Annotated in this window: 27 protein-coding genes; 3 read left to right on the top strand and 24 right to left on the bottom strand. The window is 42.9% G+C overall.

The window, feature by feature from the left end; all coding sequences use genetic code 11:
* The first annotated feature begins 98 nt into the window (after positions 1-98).
* Positions 99-1,487: a putative bifunctional diguanylate cyclase/phosphodiesterase gene (locus ACESLK_RS23730; RefSeq protein ID WP_373232194.1), complete on the top strand. Its 1,389-nt coding sequence runs from the start codon at positions 99-101 to the stop codon at positions 1,485-1,487.
* 28 nt (positions 1,488-1,515) lie between these two features.
* Here ACESLK_RS23730 and ACESLK_RS23735 read toward each other — a convergent pair whose 3' ends face one another.
* The 3 genes from ACESLK_RS23735 to hisC form a co-directional block, all read right to left on the bottom strand.
* Positions 1,516-2,046 carry a YfiT family bacillithiol transferase gene (locus tag ACESLK_RS23735; protein ID WP_373232195.1) on the bottom strand — a complete coding sequence of 177 codons (531 nt, stop codon included), beginning with the start codon at positions 2,044-2,046 and terminating at the stop codon, positions 1,516-1,518.
* Positions 2,047-2,058: 12 nt separating this feature from the next.
* A complete protein-coding gene (locus ACESLK_RS23740; RefSeq protein WP_373232238.1) occupies positions 2,059-2,826 on the bottom strand; it encodes an AAC(3) family N-acetyltransferase in 768 nt (255 codons plus the stop codon).
* Between the two features lie 91 nt (positions 2,827-2,917).
* On the bottom strand, positions 2,918-3,976 hold the full coding sequence (gene hisC, locus ACESLK_RS23745) for a histidinol-phosphate transaminase (protein ID WP_373232196.1): 1,059 nt from the start codon (positions 3,974-3,976) through the stop codon (positions 2,918-2,920).
* 223 nt (positions 3,977-4,199) lie between these two features.
* Between hisC and ACESLK_RS23750 the strand changes: the two genes are divergently transcribed.
* Positions 4,200-5,756: an ABC-F family ATP-binding cassette domain-containing protein gene (locus ACESLK_RS23750; RefSeq protein ID WP_373232197.1), complete on the top strand. Its 1,557-nt coding sequence runs from the start codon at positions 4,200-4,202 to the stop codon at positions 5,754-5,756.
* A 202-nt stretch (positions 5,757-5,958) separates the two neighbouring features.
* Entirely contained in the window at positions 5,959-6,414 is a 456-nt protein-coding gene (locus ACESLK_RS23755) for a Dps family protein (RefSeq protein ID WP_373232198.1), read from the top strand.
* 397 nt (positions 6,415-6,811) lie between these two features.
* On the opposite strand, the gene ACESLK_RS23760 is transcribed toward ACESLK_RS23755, so the two are convergent.
* The 21 genes from ACESLK_RS23760 to ACESLK_RS23860 form a co-directional block, all read right to left on the bottom strand.
* Positions 6,812-7,102 (bottom strand): antibiotic biosynthesis monooxygenase family protein, encoded by a 291-nt coding sequence (locus tag ACESLK_RS23760; protein WP_373232199.1) that lies wholly within the window; start codon positions 7,100-7,102, stop codon positions 6,812-6,814.
* Between the two features lie 15 nt (positions 7,103-7,117).
* On the bottom strand, positions 7,118-7,585 hold the full coding sequence (locus ACESLK_RS23765) for a GNAT family N-acetyltransferase (protein WP_373232239.1): 468 nt from the start codon (positions 7,583-7,585) through the stop codon (positions 7,118-7,120).
* Positions 7,586-7,654: 69 nt separating this feature from the next.
* Positions 7,655-8,650 carry an NAD-dependent epimerase/dehydratase family protein gene (locus tag ACESLK_RS23770; RefSeq protein WP_373232200.1) on the bottom strand — a complete coding sequence of 332 codons (996 nt, stop codon included), beginning with the start codon at positions 8,648-8,650 and terminating at the stop codon, positions 7,655-7,657.
* Positions 8,647-9,342, bottom strand: coding sequence for a class I SAM-dependent methyltransferase (locus tag ACESLK_RS23775; protein ID WP_373232201.1), 696 nt, complete (start codon positions 9,340-9,342; stop codon positions 8,647-8,649). The genes ACESLK_RS23770 and ACESLK_RS23775 overlap by 4 nt, the downstream gene beginning before the upstream one ends.
* Complete coding sequence (locus tag ACESLK_RS23780; protein WP_373232202.1) at positions 9,329-9,487, bottom strand: hypothetical protein; 159 nt, start codon at positions 9,485-9,487, stop codon at positions 9,329-9,331. The genes ACESLK_RS23775 and ACESLK_RS23780 overlap by 14 nt, the downstream gene beginning before the upstream one ends.
* Positions 9,488-9,493: 6 nt before the next feature.
* On the bottom strand, positions 9,494-10,120 hold the full coding sequence (locus tag ACESLK_RS23785) for a class I SAM-dependent methyltransferase (RefSeq protein ID WP_373232203.1): 627 nt from the start codon (positions 10,118-10,120) through the stop codon (positions 9,494-9,496).
* 28 nt (positions 10,121-10,148) lie between these two features.
* Positions 10,149-10,889 (bottom strand): peptide arginase family protein, encoded by a 741-nt coding sequence (locus ACESLK_RS23790; protein ID WP_373232204.1) that lies wholly within the window; start codon positions 10,887-10,889, stop codon positions 10,149-10,151.
* Positions 10,876-11,391 (bottom strand): hypothetical protein, encoded by a 516-nt coding sequence (locus tag ACESLK_RS23795; RefSeq protein WP_373232205.1) that lies wholly within the window; start codon positions 11,389-11,391, stop codon positions 10,876-10,878. Before ACESLK_RS23795 ends, ACESLK_RS23790 begins: the two co-directional genes overlap by 14 nt.
* Positions 11,392-11,412: 21 nt before the next feature.
* Positions 11,413-12,060, bottom strand: a complete 648-nt coding sequence (locus ACESLK_RS23800) for an HAD family hydrolase (RefSeq protein WP_373232206.1) — start codon at positions 12,058-12,060, stop codon at positions 11,413-11,415.
* 28 nt (positions 12,061-12,088) lie between these two features.
* Complete coding sequence (locus ACESLK_RS23805) at positions 12,089-12,484, bottom strand: MmcQ/YjbR family DNA-binding protein (RefSeq protein WP_373232207.1); 396 nt, start codon at positions 12,482-12,484, stop codon at positions 12,089-12,091.
* A gap of 27 nt (positions 12,485-12,511) precedes the next feature.
* On the bottom strand, positions 12,512-13,114 hold the full coding sequence (locus ACESLK_RS23810; protein ID WP_373232208.1) for an NUDIX hydrolase: 603 nt from the start codon (positions 13,112-13,114) through the stop codon (positions 12,512-12,514).
* A gap of 110 nt (positions 13,115-13,224) precedes the next feature.
* Positions 13,225-13,683 (bottom strand): GNAT family N-acetyltransferase, encoded by a 459-nt coding sequence (locus ACESLK_RS23815; protein WP_373232209.1) that lies wholly within the window; start codon positions 13,681-13,683, stop codon positions 13,225-13,227.
* Between the two features lie 55 nt (positions 13,684-13,738).
* Positions 13,739-14,011: an SRPBCC family protein gene (locus tag ACESLK_RS23820; protein ID WP_373232210.1), complete on the bottom strand. Its 273-nt coding sequence runs from the start codon at positions 14,009-14,011 to the stop codon at positions 13,739-13,741.
* A 514-nt stretch (positions 14,012-14,525) separates the two neighbouring features.
* The gene (locus tag ACESLK_RS23825; RefSeq protein WP_373232211.1) at positions 14,526-15,311 is read right to left on the bottom strand and encodes a PhzF family phenazine biosynthesis protein; all 786 of its coding nucleotides are present in this window, start codon (positions 15,309-15,311) and stop codon (positions 14,526-14,528) included.
* 14 nt (positions 15,312-15,325) lie between these two features.
* A complete protein-coding gene (gene rpiA, locus ACESLK_RS23830) occupies positions 15,326-16,000 on the bottom strand; it encodes a ribose-5-phosphate isomerase RpiA (RefSeq protein WP_373232212.1) in 675 nt (224 codons plus the stop codon).
* Positions 16,001-16,429, bottom strand: a complete 429-nt coding sequence (locus ACESLK_RS23835) for a GNAT family N-acetyltransferase (protein ID WP_373232213.1) — start codon at positions 16,427-16,429, stop codon at positions 16,001-16,003. It abuts the gene before it with no gap.
* Between the two features lie 26 nt (positions 16,430-16,455).
* Positions 16,456-17,211, bottom strand: a complete 756-nt coding sequence (locus tag ACESLK_RS23840; protein ID WP_373232214.1) for a (S)-benzoin forming benzil reductase — start codon at positions 17,209-17,211, stop codon at positions 16,456-16,458.
* Positions 17,212-17,223: 12 nt separating this feature from the next.
* The gene (locus tag ACESLK_RS23845) at positions 17,224-18,069 is read right to left on the bottom strand and encodes a DMT family transporter (protein ID WP_373232215.1); all 846 of its coding nucleotides are present in this window, start codon (positions 18,067-18,069) and stop codon (positions 17,224-17,226) included.
* Between the two features lie 24 nt (positions 18,070-18,093).
* The gene (locus ACESLK_RS23850; RefSeq protein ID WP_373232216.1) at positions 18,094-18,708 is read right to left on the bottom strand and encodes a LysE/ArgO family amino acid transporter; all 615 of its coding nucleotides are present in this window, start codon (positions 18,706-18,708) and stop codon (positions 18,094-18,096) included.
* Between the two features lie 46 nt (positions 18,709-18,754).
* Positions 18,755-19,126 (bottom strand): hypothetical protein, encoded by a 372-nt coding sequence (locus tag ACESLK_RS23855; RefSeq protein WP_373232217.1) that lies wholly within the window; start codon positions 19,124-19,126, stop codon positions 18,755-18,757.
* Positions 19,127-19,633: 507 nt separating this feature from the next.
* Positions 19,634-20,896: an anti-sigma factor domain-containing protein gene (locus ACESLK_RS23860; RefSeq protein WP_373232218.1), complete on the bottom strand. Its 1,263-nt coding sequence runs from the start codon at positions 20,894-20,896 to the stop codon at positions 19,634-19,636.

Below are 20,896 nucleotides of genomic sequence, written 5' to 3' on the forward strand. Positions count from 1 at the left end.
GTCTTTTTTTTCATTCCATTGCGCTAATATTGGACCGCGAACTTTCTAAACGAATTGCCTTTATACTTAGCTAGATCAGCTAATGTGGAGGGATTGTATTGTTCAGATGGGGCAGCATGATACACCTTGTGAAGAACATGGCAGTCTTTAAACGGTCCCGACAACGCGAATTGGTAATCGATGAAATGACTGGTCTCCCCCGCTCTAAGCCGTTCATGATCCAATTGCAGATGATGATTAAGCAACGAATTTCCTTTCACCTTATCCTAGTAAGAGTTGAAGAGCTCAAGACGATTACGGAGCATCAAGTTGAAGCCTTTCACGATGAGCTGCTTAAGCAAATCAGCCAGAGATTATTGCAATGGCTTCCTCGATCTGGATCCTTGTGCCGATTAAATATACATGATTTCCTGCTCTATGTTCCGGAAGAAAACGCCGGGAAGGTCCTGAGGCTCCAGCCTGAATATTTACGAGAGATGCAGACTCTGCTCACCGACCCATACCTTATTCATGAAAGTGCCTGCCATGTGAACATCAGCACAGGAATGACGACTTATAAAGATGAAGATATCTCGGTCGAACAAGTGCTGTCGCGTACGGTTACTGATCTTAAACTTGTCAAAACGCAAGGGATTAATCAAATCGTTCAAAATCGTGAGAAGCAATCCAAACAAATTCGTGAACGCACACTCATGGAGTTCTACTTAGGTACTGCTATTAAAGAAAGCCAATTGACCTTGCATTATCAGCCTCAATACGACTTGCAGACAGGCTCCTTAAGGGGTTTCGAGGCACTTCTTCGCTGGAACCACCCAGAGATCGGAACCGTGATGCCGCTAGATTTCATACCGCTGGCAGAAGAATCCCAGCTTATTATTCCAATTGGAGAATGGACTCTTCAGGAAGCATGTCGAACGCTACAGCAATTAGCGCCTTCCCCATCGATGCTCACAATCGCCGTTAACATTTCTGCTCTGCAGCTTATGGATGAGCTGTTTGTTGAGCGTGTTCAGAAGGTACTAACCAAAACAGGCTTGAGCCCCAATCGGTTGGAGCTAGAGTTAACCGAGAGCAAGCTCACGAGCTCTTTTGACATGGCGGAGCGGCAGCTAAAGAAGCTGCAACGGCTAGGCGTTCAGCTCGCTTTAGATGATTTCGGAATTGGTTATTCTTCTATGGACTACTTACGTAAACTGCCCTTCAATATCATTAAGATCGACAAGAGCTTTATTGATGATATCGGCCAAACTCATGAAAGAGATGTAACTGGCTTCATGATTCAGTTTATTAAGCAACTTCGATATAAGATTGTTGCCGAAGGAATTGAATCGTACGATCAATTGACCTTTCTAAAAAGAGTGAATTGCGATTTTGCACAAGGTTACTTATTCGGCCGACCGATGCCCAAGGATCAGCTCCCTGCCCTTATTCAATCAGTGAATGAGGCCGGGAACTCAGTAGAGAAACGGAAGCCCTCCCCCCCTTGATTATTGCACTATCGAGTGTTTACTCGAACTACCAGCCCATCCGTTCGCGCAACGATGTAATATGAGCAACATGATGGCGGCCGTGCCAGGAGTAAGTCCCGAGAACGATATCTAAATGGAATACCTTGAGCGACTCGGGATGATAGAAGGTGCGAGCGAAATCCTCACTGGACATGGAGCGAAGCAAATAAACCCACCGATCATGCAGCGCATCGATTAGTGCCGTAGATTTCTCAACTGGCGCTTGAAGCGTATCGCCAAGAAGTGCCCACCGCTCTTCATAGTAGGGCTTAACGGCAGGCTGATCTTCCGTTAAAGCTAGCTTGAAGCGCGTGAAGCTATTGATATGGCTATCCGCGATGTGATGGGTCACTTGCCTTACGGTCCAGCCTTCAGGACGGTAAGGCGTATCAAGCTGTGCCTCGTTTAGCCCATCAAGCGCCGCTGCTAATTGTACCGGTAATTGCGCGATATCCGAAATCCAAGCTACTCGCTGCTCCTCCGATATCTCGCCATCAGAAACAAAATGTCCAATCGGGTATCTTAAGTCTGTCGTCATCGCTCGTCCTCCTCATAGTGTATCCGACGCAGCTCGGTTCATTAACCAATCCAAGCCGAAATCCACGCAATCTCTTTGCTTGAAAAGCTTGCATGCCGAAGCTGCAACCTGATGGATGGTGACCGGATAGCTCTTCTCGAAAGCAATCCCCATATCTACGAATAGCTCCGTCTGGTATTCAATCTCGGAGTAGGTCGCCCATACACGCTCACCTGCTTCTATAACCGGTGCACTTTCCGCTTTGACAATTCGATTAGGCAGGCGATTCTCTGCTAAGTGAAAAGAAGTATTGCTATCATAGTCGACTCCAAGCAGAAGCACAGAGCTATCTAGATCATATAATCGGGCTAATGGGGATTGTTCTCCCAAACCGAAGTCCAAGGAATGTCCATCTGTTATGAACCTCGCATCCTTACCCCACGCCGCGAAGGAGACGGATGGATGATAGCTGCGGATAACCTCCGGGAATGTCCGGAATACATCCGGCACCTTCCCCATTCCCCTCGTTGGACTATAAGTCGGATGGAACGCTGGCATTGTCTCTCGAATGGTATCCCACCAGTCTTCGGGAACGGATGGACATTGCCAATGGGAGGGATCTGAATTTTCTCCAGAATGAGTTGGCATCACTAAGGTTCCTTCTTCTGTAATGACCTCCATGAGCGCTTGAACGACAGTAACAGGACCACCGCTGACCCAGCCCAATGAACGAAGAGAGGAATGGACAATTAATGTCATACCTTTATAGAGCCCCAATCTCATGAACTCCTGAATGAGCATAGTCTTCGTTATGACATGCGGATACCTTTCTATCGCCTGCTCTTCCTTATCGATGTTCAATGCTTGCCATTCCTTCCATAGTTCAAGGTAATTAACCCACTATTTGACCCATAGCAGCGACGAATGTTTCCATTTCCTCATCCGTTCCGATGCTGACTCTAAGAAATTGATTAATACGCGGCTTGTTGAAGAAACGAACGAGAATCCCTCGTGCTCTTAGCCCGTCGAATAAGTGCTGTGCCGATTGCTGAGGATGTGTGATGAAGATGAAATTGGCCTGGGACTCTATGATTCGAAACCCTATTGGCTTCAAGGCTTGGATTGTACGTTCCCTAGTCGCTGTAACTTTACGTGTTGTTTCCTCGAAATAGGATTGATCCTCAATAGCAGCAATGGAACCGGCCAATGCCAGGCGATCCAGCGTGTAGGAGTTAAATGAATTCTTGATCCGATTCAAGCCTTCAATTAAATCCTTATGTCCCATAGCCATACCTACGCGCAAGCCAGCAAGGGAACGGGATTTGGATAACGTCTGTACAACGAGCAAATTCGGATATTCAGCTATGTAACGGATAGCAGAATCTCCGCCAAAATCAATATAAGCTTCGTCCACGATAACCACTTGTTCACGATTCGCATCGAGTATGATTCTTAAGGATTCGAGGGGCATATAACGGGCCGTTGGAGCGTTCGGATTCGGGACAATAATGCCGCCGTTCGGAATACGGAAGTGCTCAGGCTCGACTTTGAAATTCTCATCAACAGGTAAAGTCTCATAGGTTAGACCATACAGCTTCGCGTAAACCGGATAGAACGAATATGTAATATCTGGGAAAAGGATTGGTCTATCCGGGGAGAAAAATCCTTGGAATGCGAATGCAAGAATCTCGTCCGACCCATTACCTACAAAAACCTGATCTTCAGTTAGTCTATAATAATGGGCAATTTTCTCGGTGAGCTTCTCACATGTGGGATCTGGATATAGTCGCAAATCTTCGTTTACTGCCGCTTGTATAGCCTCTATAACCTTTGGGGAAGGCGGATATGGGTTCTCGTTCGTGTTGAGTTTAATGTATCGTTGATCCTTGGGCTGCTCCCCAGGGACATAAGGCACTAAAGAAGCCGTAAGCTTACTCCAATATTTACTCAAACTGTCATTCTCCTCTCCATTTTGGTTCCCTAAACTAACTGCTTCCATGATTATACAACCCGAGCGCGTATCGGTCTATTATCTCGATCGGAAGCCGGATGGCAGCCAATAATGGCTTAAAGATTAAGAACTGGCCAGAAAGCCGTTGAGTTTTGCACCCTGCGCGGATTATAATGAAAATTAGTGTTTATAAATCGAGAATCGAAGAAAAAGGTGTCGAGAGATGAGTATTCTTACTGTAAAAAATTTAACCCACGGTTTCGGAGACCGTGCCATATTTAATGACGTCTCCTTCCGTTTACTGAAGGGCGAGCATATTGGATTGATTGGCGCCAATGGCGAAGGAAAGTCCACGTTTATGAATATTATTACCGGGAGCCTGGAGCCCGATGCGGGCAAAGTCGAGTGGGCTAAGAAGGTTCGCATAGGCTATCTCGACCAGCATTCCGTATTACAAAAGGGTATGACCATTCGTGACGTCCTGCGGGGTGCCTTCCAATACTTGATGGATCTCGAGACAGAGATGAACGAAATGTATGACAAGATGGGCTCAGTGACACCGGAAGAGCTTGAAGAGTTATTAGAGGAAGTGGGTACTATTCAAGATACTCTTACTAATAACGACTTCTATTTGATCGATGCTAAAGTTGAAGAAATCGCACGTGGATTAGGTCTTGGCGATATCGGGCTAGACCGTGACGTACATGACCTGAGCGGCGGACAACGGACAAAGATATTGCTTGCGAAACTTCTGCTGGAGAAACCGGAAATCCTCCTGCTCGATGAGCCTACTAACTACTTGGATGAGCAGCACATCGAATGGCTGAAACGGTATTTACAGGAGTATGAGAATGCCTTCATCCTCATTTCACATGATATTCCATTCTTAAATAGCGTAATCAATCTCATCTATCACATGGGTAATCAAGAGTTAAACCGTTATGTCGGCGATTATGATACGTTCTTGCACCAGCATGAGGCTAAGAAGCAGCAGCTTGAGTCTGCATTCAAGCGCCAGCAACAGGAAATCGATGAACTGAAGGATTTCGTCGCTCGGAACAAAGCACGCGTCTCTACTCGCAACATGGCGATGTCCCGTCAGAAGAAGCTAGACAATATGGACGTCATCGAGCTGGCTAGAGAAAAGCCGAAGCCACAATTCCTATTCAAGGAAGCTCGTTCGTCCAGCCGTCTAATCTTCGAAGCGAAGGACCTAGTTATCGGTTACGAGGAGCCTCTCTGCCGTCCTATCGATCTGCTGATGGAACGAGGACACAAAATCGCGATCGTTGGTGCTAACGGGATTGGTAAAACAACGCTGCTACGCAGCCTTATGGGAGAGATCCCTGCTCTATCCGGTTCCGTCAAACAAGGCGAGAATATGTTCACGGGTTACTTCGAGCAAGAGATTAAAGGCGGAGCAGACGAAACCTGTATCGAAGCGGTGTGGAGGAACTTTCCTTCCATGACGCAATTCGAGGTTCGCGCCGCGCTTGCCAAATGCGGATTGACCACCAAGCATATCGAGAGCAAAATATCCGTCTTAAGCGGCGGCGAGAAAGCTAAAGTCCGTTTATGTAATCTGATCAACAAACAAACGAACGTACTCGTGCTCGATGAGCCGACCAATCACTTGGATGTAGATGCCAAAGACGAGCTAAAGCGTGCGCTTCAAGCTTACAAAGGCAGTATCCTCTTGATCAGCCATGAACCCGAATTTTATCGCGAAGTCGCCACTGAGGTTTGGAATTGCGAGGCCTGGACGACTAAAGTGTTCTAAAAGCATTCATGCTCCCCTTTTCAGTAAAATGGGGAGCTTTTTTTGTTGGACTTGGATTAATCATATTTGTCCTCATTCTATTTTGTAAATCATCTTCATTTGATCTTTATAAAACCTTCATAAGATCTTCATGATCGCTTAACCTTCCCATGTTATTATTAATCTATATTTAGATTAAGTATAATTATTGAGGAGGAATAATATGAACACGATCGCTTATGTACTGAATCAGCAAATCGCTAACTGGACGGTGCTGCATATGAAACTTCACAATTATCACTGGTATGTTAGAGGACCACACTTCTTTACTTTGCACGCTAAGTTTGAGGAGCTTTATACGGAATCCGCCGCGCGCATCGATAATTTGGCAGAACGACTCCTCGCCGTTGGAGGAAAGCCGGTTGCGACTCTCGCAGAGATTGTCCGTCTGTCATCCATTAAAGAAGCTGCAGGCGGTGAATCCGCAGAGCAAATGACCTCTTCGATTGCAGCTGATTTCACACAGCTAATCAGTGAATTGAAGCAGGGAATCAAGGCAGCTGCTTCCTATGAGGATGAATTCACAGCGGATATCCTCCTTGAAATTCAAGGGGAATTGGAAAAGCAAGTCTGGATGATAAATGCGTTTAGTGAATCTAAGCTTGTTACAGCAAACTAAAAAATTAAAGAAATGACAAAAGCCGAGTAAGTTGCTCTCAAAGCACTAATTCGGCTTTTGTCACTTGAAAAAGCCAGACCGGACTAAACGGTGACCATCCTTGATCCAAATCTGAAAAGTTTTGTAGGTGGCATCTGCCATGATTTCACCTCCTTCAACTACTACGCACATATGTTCGCTAATCTATTTTTATTTTACCATAATATGTGCGATAAAGAGAGGTCTTTGAAGATATTTCACGGAAGTCGCCGATTCACACCCTCTTAGCTCCTTGTGTCACTTGAAGAGGGCGTTCTCTCGGCGGATATGATGGAACTTACGGAGCTTCTGCAAATCAATCGCGCCAATCGTAATCAAGCTAACTCTTTTGGGAACCAGATGTCACCTTCCACTTCAACTACTGATTCAATTCATAATGCTCTACGGTTGGGAATGGATCATAGAAACGATGCAGAAGCGCCTTCCATTCTTGATAAGGCTGTGAGCCTCTGAAGCCAATTGTGTGGTCTTCAAGCGTTTCCCATTTGACTAGCAGGATATACTTGTTCTCTACCTCAAGGCATTTCTGAAGCTCATGGATTATGTAACCCTTCATGGAGGAAATAATACCAGAAGCGATCCTGAAGCTCTTCTCGAATTCTTCCGCTAACCCAGGTTTAACTTGCAACATTGCGACTTCTAGAATCATGTTTGCCACTCTCCTCTACACTCGTCTGCCCATAATAACCAAATCTCTTTCAATCCCGTCTAAAATAGCCACTCGAGGCAAGCAGCCCCATTGCTCAAAGTCAAACTTCTTAAGCAATGAGATGCTGGGCTCATTATGGCCGAATACCAAGCCCACAATATTAAGAATATCAAGGCTTGGACATTGTTTAATCGCCTCATCCAAGAAAATGCTGCCGACTCCCTGCGACCGGCACGACTCCGCGATGTAGATACTGATCTCGACGGTTGCATCGTAAGCTGACCTGCTATGGAAATTCTGAAAGCTTAACCAAGCGATGACCTCGCCCTCAACCTTCATTACCCATAGCGGTCTATGATTCTCTGAATGCTCGTTAAACCACTTCAACCTGCTTTCGACAGTGACCGGACTTAGATCAGCTGTTACTTTGCGCCCAGCTATTGTCGTATTATAGATGGCCACAATACTTGCTAGATCGTCCATTACGGCATGAACGATTTCGTACTTCCCAATCAACTGTCATTCCTCCGCTCAATCTATACTTCTGTAAGCTTATTGATTATTCCACCCAGCAATCAATCGTGCTTCACGATCCAGCGCCATTCCCGCCTTACGAGATGAATCTAGTCTTTGGGAATCCCACTGTAAAGTATCTATAATCGTTTCACTTAATGGGCGGAACACAAGTCCTTCAGAAATGGCTTTATCTACGTTAACAGAGAGCATAAAAGCAACCTTCTCTGTATCGCCTATACCCGGAATCCATAGAGGCATCTCTATCCATGGGCCCACGCCCTGCTGAAGCAGAAAATCATTGCTTAGCCATGTGAATTCAGCATTGCTCCTCGTAACCTCTCTGCACTTGTCGAGCAAGGTTTGCATGGTTAGGGGATAATCTGGCCCTGTTGCATTATAAACCCCAGTATTGCGAGCTTCCACCATACGAATCGTCCAGTCCGCTAGATCCCTAACATCAATCATTTGGATTGAAGCTTCTGGATGACCGGGAGCAAGAACCGTTCCGCCCTTATTCAACCTCGTAGGCCAATAAGTAAAACGATCCGTCGGATCCTGAGGTCCTACAATTAAACCTGGACGAATAACAAGCGCTCGATCCGGCATTCGAACCATGACCTCATGCTCACAGAGTGCTTTCAGTCCACCATAAGCTGAGCTTATATCTTCTGTTATAGGATCTTCCAGCTCTTCGGCAGGCGATTGCTCATGAGCACCCGCTTCAAGAAAGTCCCGATAAACCGATATACTTGAGATGAAAGTATAATGGTCTGTTGCGTCTGCAAGCAAGCTGACAGAATCCCGAACAATTCTTGGTAAGTAACCAGAAGTATCGATGACTGCATCCCACCGCCTGCCTGCTAAAGCATTAAGGTTACCGTCTCGATCGCCAACTAGCTTTTCCACTTCAGCAAACCACTCCGGATTCGTCTTACCGCGTGTAAAGATTGTTACGTTATGCCCCGCTTTCATTGCGCTTTGGACGAGATGGTATCCTAGAAAAAAGGTTCCCCCTAAAATTAGAACTTTCATAACCTACTCCACCAGACCCCTGTCCATGAAGGTACAATTGGGCTCTCTTTGCGATTGATATCGTCTCCAACCTCATCTCCGAAGAAGTCTCGGCAAAGCGTCTCTGCTTGCTCAACTGTATCGAAGTGAAAGTCTGTTTGTATAACCTTCTTTTGTAGTCCGAAATCGCGTTCCAACGATTCAAAGTAAGGCAGCAGAAAATGAGGTGGATTAGGCTTTTCCACTCCGGTTCCCATCGTTTCGAATATAATAATTTTACCACCAGGCTTTAACACCCTTCGCACCTCAGAGAAGAACAGCTTTAAGTTTTCTTTCCAATCCGGAGAATTACTGGAGGCCACATAACAGATGCTCCAACCTGCAACAATCAAATCGAATTCCTGATCTTTAACAGGCAACTCCCGTAAATCAGCGACAGTCGTCTTCCAGTTATCCAAACCCAGCTCAACTAATTTAACGGCATTAAGCTTCAGCATATCTGCTGCAAAATCAACTGCTTGAATAGAAGAAACATGAGGTGCTATCATACGAGTCAGTCTTCCAGTACCCGCCCCAATATCCAGCACATTCTTCCCCTCTAAAGTAGTAATGTCCGTTATAGCTCGCGGGATATTGTTAAACCGGTCCTCCTTAGAAACCAACACATCGTAAGGAGCAGAAATATGGTGGTACACATCTTCATTTCTTAACATCTTTGCTCTCCCCTTTCTTACAAACAAATATGAGTTCAGGTCCTTCGCTGATCGGTCGTCTGTCATAGTAGCCGTATTCATTAACGATACTAAAGCCAGATGCTTGTAGAAGACTTCGCAATTCATCCACATAATAATATTTCATAGCAAGTTATTCGATATATACCTTCTCATGACCTTCCGAATCCTCAATATAATATAGCAATTCCGGATAAGTAACTTGATTTTTAAGATCAATTCGTCGTTTTATATTAGTCCTTCTTACCTTTGTTCCACTTATAGGAACAACTTTAATCCAATCTTCACTCTCAGGCTGCACCCAGGATTCATCGAGCACGGCGTACGGCTTGAATGCAGTCACGATAAATATCCCTTCATCCGTTAGATGAGAAGAGATTCTATTCAGGCACTTCTCTGGCTGCAATTCCTCCGTCAGCAATTGAAAGGAACGAAAAGGAATGATCAGGAGCGGGAATAGCCTATCAAGCTGAAACTCAGTCATATCCGCTTGATATAAGTCTACTCGTTTTCTCACTGCTATTGGCTCTTGTTCAAGCTTTGCTCGGAGCCTGCTAAGCATATCGGAGGAAAGATCAACTCCCGTAATGTCATAGCCAGCTCTCGCTAAAGGAATAGTCACTCGACCTGTCCCGCATGCGACTTCTAATATTTCTCCGCCTGCCTTATTCGCAAAATCCATATAGAAGGAGATGTCATCCTTAACAATCTCTCGTTCATCTAAATCATAAAGCTGGGCGGTGTTCCGATAACTGTTCATCTATACCTTTTGCTCCTTTCGCGGCTTGTCACCAAGGCTGAGCTTCATCTAAATTTAACTCGAATTCCTCTAGAAACAATCGAAATATAAACTCGCAGTTCTCATCACTGCCGCAAAATGAAGGTGATAAAGCTATAGTAACCATGTCGTAGGAATATAAGTTTTTCAAAAATTGCAGCTGTTCTCTGATTTGTTTCTCTGGGTACAGCTCTCGATCCGCCAAATCACTAAGCTTCAACTTAAACACATCTAAATCCAAATCCAGAATAACTGAGTTCGGTGTGTTAAATACTTGCTCCAGGTTCTCTGCCTTCAGCAAATGCTGCTTAAATTGTTCAATAGACTCGAATCTCAAACCATTATATTCTCTTTCCCTCAAAAGCTGCTTAATAGGCTTTAACTGCTCCCCTTCAAGATTCCAGCTAGAAAGGTCGAATGGTTCGGAGGAATCTATGTCTTTGGGACAGACATAGATGATACGATCTATAATCTTTGCAGCAAAACCAGCCCATATGAAATTATCAATCTCAAGCTTACCGGCGACCTCAAGGATCTCCTCGGTATTTCCCATCTCGTGAAGCCCCTCAACAATGACGCCATCCCAAGTGTCATCTAAATGCGCATCTACGTGCAGTAATATCGTTTTATCACCGATTATGCCCGAACCTTTACCTATCGTCCATGCAGCGAATGCCCATTGATGATTTCGAGAGATAAACACTCGTTTTTTAGGGAAGCAAATACGGTAATTATCTTCAAATATACTCATCCACTTTGCTCCTCAGAAACCTCTCATTAAGTCCATTCTTATAAAAGCTGAAAGGCTTACCCGTGAGTTCCTGCGCTCTATCAATGATTTGCCCTAAGTGATAACTCGTATGCTCTACAAGATTGTAAAGCTCGTGTAGATCTTCAAACTCAAGTTTCCGTGTGTCATTGATATACTCTGATAGGACTTCTCTCCACTCTGTAATCTGCGTACGGAGATCAGTAATCACTTCAGCAGGCTCCGTATCTGATCTAGGAAAGAAGGTAACATAATCTTCTGTAAACGTATCCTTGCGATTCTTAAGTGAAATTTCATTCATTCTTATGTGTTCGCAAATATGGTTGATCATTCCGCCAATGGAATTGTTGCTTATCGCTATTGGCTGCCACAATTGTTGTTTGGTTAGCGTAGCAAGCGCGACCTCTAACTTGCCCAAATAGAGGTCACAAATACGATGCAAGGAAATTTTCAAGAATACTTCTTGGAAGTCCTGCTTCTTCATTTTCATACACCTCAAAACCTATTAATAATTCAAAAGCCCATTAATATTAATGTCGTTAATTGATTGTACAATGTGATCTGCCTCAGATAAATCCTGATTCCCCGAGTTTTCATTCACATACCCGATACACTTCATTCCTGCTGCCTTCGCTGCTTTTATTCCATTTCTGGAATCCTCGATTACGATGCAGTGAAGCGGATTTACCCCCAGAAGCTTAGCTGCTTCAAGATAAACATCCGGTGCGGGTTTTCCTTGATTTACTTCTTCTCCACTAACTACACAATCGAAATAATGTCTGATATGAAACTTTTCTAGCACCTCTTCAATAAAAACCCTTGGAGAAGAGGATGCGATTCCGATGGGTAAATTTCGATTTTTAATTTCATGAATAAGCTCTTTAATTCCCTCAATCGGCTCGATGACTAACTCTCTCAGAGAACGAATCTTTGCTGATAGCTGATATTCTATGATCTCCGAGACTGTCTGCGTAACACCGTATTCCTCTTTAATAAGCGCCCACATCTCTGGATTTGTCATGCCTACGAATCTCTCTAACTGCTCCTTTGTAATCTGAGCACCGAGGTAACTCATTGTCTGAATATCAACCTCGAAGTGAAGTGGTTCGCTGTCTATGATGACTCCATCCATATCAAAGATAAATGCTTTCATCATTCTCCCCTCCGATTAGGTGAGCTGCTCACTTCCTAACCTTAAATGATTTAGGAGCTTTGGTAAGGTAAGCATCACTTATGACACTCGCGATTTCTTCCCAGTCGGCGTTACGATCTAATCGCAGTCCCACCCACCCAAGGTGAGCAACATAAGGGGGGAGGAAGTAGATTTCTGGGTTGGATTCGACAAGCATAGATTGTATCCCTGGCGCTGCTGCGCACCAGAGTGCGATCCGGCCGTCCCCGTGGTGATGCCAATGATATTGTACGAATGACTTCTTATCGCGGACAAAAAAAGTCGGGGAACCATGACTCACGTGCTCGTTCGTCTCTGGGAAGGATAAACATAGCTGTCTGATTTGTTCCAGAAGTGCTGCATGAAATGGAGAATCGTTGACTTCACTATTTCCTTCTTGGCTCATTTCCCTTCGCTCCTTCATCAGACGCATCTAATCGAGCATAACCTCTTTGGTATCACTTCTGATCATCTCGAAGAGCTTCTTAATCTGCTTCTCTGTATTTCGCTCAGCAGATAGATCTGGTAAGTGATCTTCATCGAAGAATGCAACCTCGGAGGTTTCTAACCCTGCCGCTATCTGACCGCCAACTATCTCGCATAGAATGAATATTTTATATACATGGGAGGCTGTCGGTGGATGATCATGAAACTTTTTGTCCAGAACTCCTAATAGCCTTATCGCCTTCACATCTAGACCGGATTCTTCCTTCGTTTCCTTCACGGCAACCTCTTTGGGTGACAGCCCAATATCTGCCCAGCCCCCTGGTAACGCCCAAGCACCATCTAGCCGTTCTTTAACGAGTAGAATCTTATTGTCTTGGAAAATAACACATCGGACATCAACCTTAGGAGTGGCATAACCCGTCTCGTTCGCGAACAGCTCTTTAATCTTCTCAACTCCAACATCCGTATACTCATTTAGAATCTCGACACTCATGTCTCGGAGCATCTCAAACCTCTCGATATCGTAAATGTCCTTAGAATATTCAAGCCCCGTCTGACTAATCGCCTGAATTTGTTTGGCCCACTCCAACCATTTGAGTTGTACGATTAAGATCGAACTCCCTTCTATTATAAAGACGAATGAGCATTCAATTTAGTTATCATGTCTTCCATTCTTTTCTCCTAATTCTTAGAACTAGGTTAAAGGGTGAGATAATAATTGTAGAATTCATTGTCTCTCTGGTAGCCATTACGTTCGTATATCCTCTGTGCGACTATATTATCGATAGCAGTCGATAGAGATAACCCCTTCGCGCAGGTACTGTTGGCGTAGTCTTGTGCCGCATCTAATAGCTGCTGAGCCGCTCCTCTACCTCTGAATTCCTCCAATACATACAGATCATTCAAGATCCAGGATCTCTTCATCGAGATCGAAGAGAATGAAGGGTATAGCTGTGTGAATCCAATGACTTTGCTGAGCTCGCCATCCTTGACCTTAAAGATGACCGATTCATCCTTCTCTATTCTCTCAAGCAAGAATGCTCTTGCTTTCTCCAAATCCGTTGGCTGCTTATAGAATATCCGATACTCGTTGAACAGAATGGCTATTTGCTGTAGATCTTCAAGGGTTGCCTTTGAAACTTCTAATAGGTTACTCATCTATTTTTCACCCTCTGCTATCTCTATTGTTCATACTCTATAGTCTCCTAGCCATTCATTTATTTCTTTCGGCTATTTTCTTCAACTCTTCAATCCGATGCTCTAAAAACTTCTTCATGTAGCTTTCTAACACAAACCTCTCCACGATCCAGCCAATTAATCCAAACGGAGCCTCAAAATAAAGAGTGTCCTTCATGATAGTCTTATTGCCGTTCTGCTCGAACTCATGAATATGTTTTAAGCTCTTAAAGGCACCCTTCTGCATCTCATCGACGAAGTGGTAGGGCTCTCTGATTTCCGTTATCCGCGAGGTCAACGTTTGTCTCACCCCGAGATGTATAGCTTCAAAGGTAAGAGTCTGATCATAGCCAATCGGACCTGTAGTTACGCCACGGATGGCTCTTTCCTTCGTATGTTTCTATACCGTTTGTGTATGTATATGGATATCCCTAGCCAAATCGAAGCAAAGCTGAATCGGCGCAGCAATCTCAATCTGTGTCTTTACAATAACCATTTCGTAGCCACCTAGCCTTATGATACAACCCAGCCTAAGATAAAGATATCTTGGACTGGGTCGCTTTATATGCTCATAAAACAAATATACCACTACCCCTAAAAAATGGTAATGGTTTTTGCTTGAAGATAACCCGAGAAACATTCAGCCAATGCTTCGGAAAATGGTAGAATCGTATTCTGATTCCATTCCGACCTTCTATTCTTATGGATCTCTACCCACAAGCGTTTCTTAGAGGGCCAATATGTCAGCTCCATCACTCCTGAGCTTTCACCTTGTTTGAGGGAGCATTCGTAATCTCGTAGTGTATCATTACATGTTTCCCCACCTACATCATATTCAATTGACCTCTTAACGTTGTAACGGATTGCCCTGAAAGGATGATTCTTTCTTGTCCTACCTCTAGCTTTAATGTACCTTGACGTGCAGAAAGTTGAATGGCATTAAGACTGCTCTTGTTTAACTTGTTCATCCAATAAGGTCCTAGGCAACAATGCGCCGAACCCGTAACGGGATCTTCATCTACGCCTACTGCTGGATAGAAGCATCGCGAAACGAAATCATAGGATGGATCTTTCGACGTGCTCGTTACAATAATGCCTCTTGCCCCAACTTCCTTTAGTAAGCTGTAATCAGGTTTCAGACTCCTAACGATTTCTTCGCTTTCTACTTCAACGATATAATCCATACGGTTTTTACCTATATATTTGTATTCTACACCCAAACCCTGAACCAACGCTTCTGGAGCTGAGCATTCTGTAGCAATCTCCACAGGGAAATTGAGATGAATCCAATTATCGCTCTTGAACGCCTTGAGTATACCACTTTTGGTCTTGAAAACAATTCCTGAGCTCTCGCAGAAATTCTCTTCCCAGAGAATATGTGCACTCGCTAGCGTAGCATGACCACACAAATCAACTTCCGCCAGCGGAGTGAACCATCTTAGATTGTAGGCATCATCTTCCTGATATAAAAAAGCAGTTTCTGACAAGTTCATTTCAGAAGCGACATCTTGCATCCACTGATCAGGTCGGATGGAATCAAGCATACAAACGGCAGCAGGATTACCTTTGTAAGGAACATTAGTAAACGCGTCAACGATATAGATCTGCATAATTACACCTCATATTAATTCCTTTTATTTAGGAAGCGTGTTGTCCCATCATCATTCCCAACGATTACTGTATCTGTCATCTGAATAAACAAACCATGATCGACAACTCCAGGTATAGAGCTAAGAATCTCACTCTGCTCCTTGGGATTAGCTATTTCTTTAAACTTACAATCGATAATCAGGTTTCCGTTATCCGTAAAGAAAACCTTCTCATCCTTTTTCCTTATAACAGGTTTACATTGAAGTGCTTCTAGCTTCTTAAGCGTTAACTCTGCTGCAAAAGGGACGATCTCGACGGGTAATGGATATTCCCCTAGTGTATTCACTAGTTTAGACTCATCAATGATAACAATAAACTTGTGACTGCTAGCTGCAAGGATCTTCTCCCTAAGCAGAGCGCCGCCTCCACCCTTGATCAAATTGAAATCAGGATCAACTTCATCCGCACCATCAATAGTGATATCAATGACACTGATTTCGGCAAATGTGACTATGGGTATTCCCCATTGAATGGCTAGCTCTTCTGAGCTTTTCGAGCTTGCTACAGCTCTAATCTCTAAGCCTTCCTGTACCCGGTCGGCAAGCTTGCGTATCGCCCAATAAGAGGTTGATCCGGATCCAAGGCCTACAACCATCCCATCCTTTATGAATTCAACAGCTTTATCTGCAGCAGCCTGTTTGGCTTTCATCTACTCGTACTCCTCTACTTCATATGTACATTTAAATCTTTCAACACCGGGATATTTCTCCCCTAGGCTTTCAATCGTAAAACCAATGTTTCTATAGAAATTAATTGCATCCTCATCGGTTTCCACTATAATCTTACTTGGCGATTTTTGATGAAGAATTTCAAGAATGATCCCTCTACCATACCCATGACCTTGTTCCTCGGGAACGACTGCAATATGCATAAGCTCTAACGTGTTATTTCCATGCATTCGATACCCTATCAGTCCGATCAATTCCTCCTCTGAATAATACCCCATAATCTCTTGGGTGGAATCATTCTTATAGCTCTCAATCACTTTTTCAACCCGCCCCGGTTCGGGAAAAATAGCAAGTTCAATCAGCTCGTGAATAGATGGATCCTCAAGCTTTGATTTAATGTCGATTAACAATTATATCGCTCCTATCTATCCGATCATTATTTTTGGTCTCTGATATCGAGAAGCTCCCCATTCGGAATGTCTTTGTTAGCTATTATTTTAAGGATATAGGCTGCGACATCACTTGGTGACTGGAGATCACCGTTCTCCTTTAAGGCAAGAAATCGATCTAAGCTATGGAAGTTTTCTTTCGGCGTCATGCGGATTTCCTGCTGCATCTCTGTGTCAATCACGCCTGGTGAAATGGAGAGTACCCGTACTGGATATTCCTCAGCCGCTTGTTCGACTCCAACACACCTGGTAAACAGATCAAGACCAGCTTTGGCACTACAGTAGTTACTCCAGCCATAATAAGGCTTCTTTCCCGCTCCAGAGGAAATGTTGATAATCTGTTTGTCGGATTGCATGTCTGATGTATTGGAAATAAATTCAGATGTGAGTATCATCGGGGCAGTCAGATTTATCTGAGTATTCATTATGATTTCCTCACTTGAACATAATTCAATAGGTTTAATCGGAGCTAATATCCCCGCATTATTAATGAGAACAACGGATCGTACGCTTGTCTTCTCCATCTTCAAGAAGATGTTCTTCATCATCAAGTCGATATCGTTAACCCGAGCTAAATCGAACTGAATATATTCTAATGGAACTTGGAGATCATCAGCTAATTCTACCAGCTTCGCGTTTTGATTCCTAGAAATACAGAATACGTGATTGCCTTGAACAAGAAGTTTCTCGGCAATGGCCTCGCCTAAGCCGCGAGAGGTGCCGGTGATGATGTAGCAGTTCATGCTTTCCCTCCTCTATTGAGCAAGCAAAATGACTCCTAAAGTTATTATAATGGAAGCGAGAATACGATTTCTTCCTTGAGATTCTTTAAGAATGAAAATCCCCATTAGTGTTCCGAATACAGTGCCAATCTCTCGCATAGGAGCTAGTTGGGAGACGGGCATGATTTCGAGACCCTTCAGAAATAAAATGTATCCACCAGGCGCCAGAAGTCCGCCTAGTATAATGGTTCGCCAATTCACCCGCCACTCCTGTCGGATTCCATTAGACTTGAAAGTTAAATAAGTAAGTGCTAGTAAATTACCGATATTCGTTGCTTGATTTAAGGTTATAGCAGGAAAGTACTCCAATGTAACCTTATCCACTACAGTGTAAGAAGTGATCATTAATCCAACCATAAAGGCCAACAAGATCGAACGGTCAAAACCTTTCCATCGATTTTTTGACTTGTAATCCCCTATAAGAATAATCCCGCCAACTATACTCATTATGCCGACCCACCCTTGAAAACGGAGTGACTCTTCTAAAATAAGAACACCAATAATGGGCACTAACAAAGGGCTTGTTCCTCGCATGATGGGATAGACTTGAGACAAGTCACCTATCATATATGTTTTTGCCAGTAAGAAGACATATGCACCATGCAGAACCATGCTAGCAACAATGAGTAACCAGCCAATGGAAGGTACAGCATCTAACGTTCTTACTTCAATAATAAACAACGGAAGGAAAATAATAATGGCCGCCCACTGACAGAACCAGAGAAATACGATCTTATTTATACTTTTCTTGGTGAAGAGGTTCCATATTGAATGAATTAACCCAGATAAGACGACAAGTACAATAGCGATGAAGGTCATTTATTCACCTTTCTTAACCACTAATCAAGATAAAATGCTGACTAATAGAATAACCGCGGCTACCCACATTACAATAGCGGACACCTTATTCAATAGAAGAACTATGTTGCCTGAATGATCTTTGCTGCCAACCAGACGTCCTAATAAGGTTAAAAGGAAAAACCAGATCCATGAAACAGTAACACATGAAAGTGTAAATACCAGCTTTTCCGATCCTTCATAATTTAATGAACTGGTCCCAATCACCCCAATAGTGTCAATAATGGCATGAGGATTAAGGATAGAAATCATGATCGTATAAGCGATCAGCTTGCTGTTTTTCTGAATTCCATCCATATTGTTGTAACTTTTCTGCGGTTTTGCCTTCCAAGTCATGTATCCCATATACAATAGGAACAATGAACCGCATAACACGAGTATTGTTTTCATCCATACAAAATTAAGCACAACTACAGAGACACCCGAAACGGCAAGCACAATGAGCAGTGTGTCGCATAATGAAGCGGTTATCGTGATTGGCAATACGTAGATCAATTTACTTTTTGTTGCTCCTTGGGAAAAAATAAAGAAGTTCTGAACACCGAGAGGAATAATTAAACCTAGTGCGAGTATAAATCCATGGAAAATGGCTGCTGTCATTGCTTCTCCTTTAGTTTTAGCATTTTTATTCTTCCTTCAACCTGACCTAAACCCATTGCTTTTCTTTAAATTTATGGTAACTAGATCTTGTAAGCTCTTCAAGTTCTGCCAATTGTTCTTGATTTATTTCCTTGAAATTAAAGCAAGATTTCCCCTGCATTCGTTTCTTAAGCATATCTGATAATCCCGCAAGCAATTCCGGAAAAACATAGACTGGCATGAGATGATAGCTAACATAGTTCTTCTTAATAACCGATGCCGCAAAAAATATAGGCTTTTTATTATTTGGATTAATCGTGTAAGTATCAAGGTAATAGTTATCCAATGAATCTATTTTTATATCTAACTCAGATTCGTACACCTTGAGAATGTCTCTTAATTGATTAAAAACTTGTCGAAAGTCTTTTTCTTTGGACATTTAAGATCCTCCTAGTCAGCTATTTTGATATTCATTTTCATCAATAATACTCAATAATTAATTCGTTAACCACCTTTAATTCGTATTCGACAAAAAATACACTCTTTAGAAGTTATCAACTTCTAAAGGGTGTATTTTTGATCTGAATTATCACTAGTATGATGTTATTTTGAATGCGAGTGTTCCCTGGTAAGCTCACGAATTCTATTTAAAGTTAGTCCAGTATTGTGCATCACATCAATGACACTAGCATTTCGATGAATCACAAGGTACTCTTTAATCTTTGTAAGATCATCCCTTTGAAGCTTGATACAGTCGTTGCACAAATCAATATATTTCTTGAGAATTACTAATCCGCAATCCGAGCAATTAATGACCCCCATATTGAACCTCCTGCATGATCATCATGACTTCATTTAGCGTCTTTACGTACTAATACGTAGAAGGCTATCATTTTTTGGGGGTCAAATCTAAAGTTCATGAATTTTTTCGAGTATGATCGACATTTTAGCGCTTATTTTGATTTTCTTCTTGTATTTTATCATCATTTTGGTTTTTCGCTTTTTCTTTCTTATTATCGATTTTATCTTCTTTCTTATCAACTTTCTTATCTTCTGCTGTGACCTCTATCTCAACTTCTTCCATCTCTTCTTCCTCATCTTCATCTAGGACTTTTTCTTCAACTTCTTTCTTATCTTCTAATTCTATATCTTTCTCAACTTTTTCGGTTACATCTTTCTCTTTATGCTTTTCTTTGACCTCGACTTTTTCTTTGATCTTGGCTTTTTCTTTGATCTTGGCTTTTTCTTTGATTTCGTCCTTTTCTTCCTTTGCCCCATTTTTATTAACGTCCTCTAACCTAACCTCTTCTTTCTTTACTGTATCCTTCTTGTCTTCTTTTTTTGCCTCTGCATTCTTGTCTTCCGTTTCCTCTACTTTTTCTATCTTTTCTTCAAACTTTTCCTCAACCACTGCTTCCCTTTCAGTTTCATGGGGAACTGATACTGGATTTTCTTGATTACTAAAAAAGCTCTCAGGATCCAAGCTTACATGGGATAATGATGCCGTTATAGAATGGGTCCGAAGCTCATCGATGTTTAGGGTAATCCCCTTTTGTTGAGCTTGCTCATAGACCATGTATTTGTTTAAGGATAATCCGATCTCTTTGGCTTGTTCTTGTTTTTGAGGGGTGAGGTGATTTAGTTTAAGGTTGTAATCTTTCAGTGTTGGCGGTAACTTCTTGAGATCGACATCAAAGATTTCCTCTCCTAAATCCACAACCGACATAAAAATATATTTCTTCTCGGATTCTGCCTTTAGATACCCTTGCTCCTCTGCTTTGGTTACGATTATTTGCATAGCATTATAGAAGGGGCTTCCAAGCAATTCCTTCTCTGCTATCAACAGCTTTGCATCGTCATTAACCAACGTCACTTTAGTCACTTTTTCACCCTTATCCACCCATAACTCGACGCTTGGATTAATATCTATAGCAATCATGGCTACTGGCTCGGATACACTGTCTACAGATCTAAGCATCCATACCAATCCGATTAATAACATCAACGAGGCAGCAACACTTCCAAACCACAGCTTACCGAACACCCTGCGGTTTGCTTGCAGCTTGGATATTGCCGGTCCTATGGGAACATCTATTTTCTCTCCTAATTTAGGCATGACAGACTTATGTGGCAGGTTACGGAATTTACCGTCTTCGGCAAGGACGATGATACGATTTTCTGTTATTTTCATGACGACTCCACGCATCAT

This window comes from Cohnella sp. (assembly GCF_041640265.1).
Classification (GTDB): Bacteria; Bacillota; Bacilli; order Paenibacillales; family Paenibacillaceae; genus Cohnella.